The following is a 1,368-nucleotide window of genomic DNA, read 5'->3' on the forward strand; positions in this document are numbered from 1 at the left end:
TTAATTTTGATTATGTCTTAGTTTCTTCATCAAAGAGAACCAAAAAAACCTTACAAATATTATTAAAAAAGCTAAAAAAGCCTAAAAAAATTTTTTCATCAAAAAAACTTTATTTAACAGATGAGAAGAAAATAATTGAATATATCAAAAAAGTTCCAAAAACATACAATTCTATACTTTTAATTAACCACGAGCCGGTAATAACAAATTTAGTTAGAGAATTGATAAAAAATCATAATAGTAATTTGTTTAAACTACTTAATTATAAATTTTCAACATCAGCTTTTGCTAAAATTAATTTTAAAATTAAAGATTGGTCTGAAGTTGCAAACAAAGGTGTATTGAAAGAATTTTTAAGACCTAAGGATATTCAGGTTTCTAAAGAATAGCCAGCTGATCTTACTGTCCTTATTAATGGCTTTGTATCTTTAATATTTATTGCTTGTCTTAATCTTCTAATATGAACATCTACAGTTCTAGACTCCACATATATATTTTCACCCCAAACATTATTTAGAAGCTGTTCTCTTGAATAAACTCTTTTTGGATTTTTGATAAAAAAATCCAAAAGTTTAAATTCTGTAGGACCCAGGTTAATTTCTATATTTTTTCTGTAGACTCTTTTTGTTATTCTATCTATTTTTAAATCACTGAAAAAAACCACATCTTCAGAAGACTGTGGTTTAGATCTTCTTAAAAGAGATTTTATTCTTGCATTTAATTCTTTTTGACTAAATGGTTTTGTAACATAATCATCAGCACCTGTATCAAATGCTTTTAATTTATCTTCCTCTTCACCTTTGGCAGTAACCATTATTATAGGTATGTCTTTAAATTTTTTGTCTTTTTTTAAATTTTTACAAATATCTACACCCGATAAATCAGGTAGCATCCAGTCCATTAATATCAAATCAGGATGTTTGTCTTTTATTTGTTTAAGAGCATCCTCTCCATTTTCTGAATAACTTACTTTGTGACCTTCTTTTTCTAAATTATATTTTAACAATGTTATTATAGGAGACTCATCTTCAGCTATAAACAGATGTGCAGACATTATTTATTTTTCACCATTAACTATTGGCTGTGAACCTTTAGGTCTATCTCCTTCTAAATAAGATCCTTTAACTAGGAAGTAAATTTGTTCTGCAATATTAGTTACATGGTCTCCTATTCTTTCAATATTTTTTGTAACAAAAAGCAAATGAGATCCATATTCAACATTTTCATTTCCTGACTTAAGGTATTTAATTACTTCTTCCATGCATAAATTAGTTAGATTGTCTACTTCTTCATCTTTTTCCCAGACATCTAATGCTATTTCTGGGGATCTATTTGTGTATGAGTCTAATACTAATTTAAGTTGTTTTT

At 26.9% G+C, this 1,368-nt stretch carries 3 protein-coding genes; 1 reads left to right on the forward strand and 2 read right to left on the reverse strand.

Annotation, left to right across the window (positions count from 1 at the left end):
- The coding region (locus tag AMN99_RS05785) for a hypothetical protein (protein ID WP_075506593.1) at positions 1-389 on the forward strand (389 nt) is incomplete at its 5' end.
- Here AMN99_RS05785 and phoB read toward each other — a convergent pair.
- Together phoB and AMN99_RS04275 are read right to left on the reverse strand one after the other, a co-directional pair.
- Positions 371-1,054: a phosphate regulon transcriptional regulator PhoB gene (phoB, locus tag AMN99_RS04270; RefSeq protein WP_075506594.1), complete on the reverse strand. Its 684-nt coding sequence runs from the start codon at positions 1,052-1,054 to the stop codon at positions 371-373. The genes AMN99_RS05785 and phoB overlap by 19 nt on opposite strands.
- 3 nt (positions 1,055-1,057) lie before the next feature.
- A partial coding sequence (locus AMN99_RS04275; protein WP_306452586.1) for a phosphate signaling complex PhoU family protein occupies positions 1,058-1,368 on the reverse strand: 311 nt, incomplete at its 5' end.

Origin of the sequence: Candidatus Pelagibacter communis, from assembly GCF_001180225.1 — a bacterium.
GTDB lineage: Bacteria > Pseudomonadota > Alphaproteobacteria > Pelagibacterales > Pelagibacteraceae > Pelagibacter > Pelagibacter ubique_D.

Coding starts and splice junctions, on each gene's coding strand:
- phoB (WP_075506594.1), bottom strand. CDS start 1,054: ATGTCTGCACATCTGTTTATAGCTGAAGATGAGTCTCCTATAATAACA.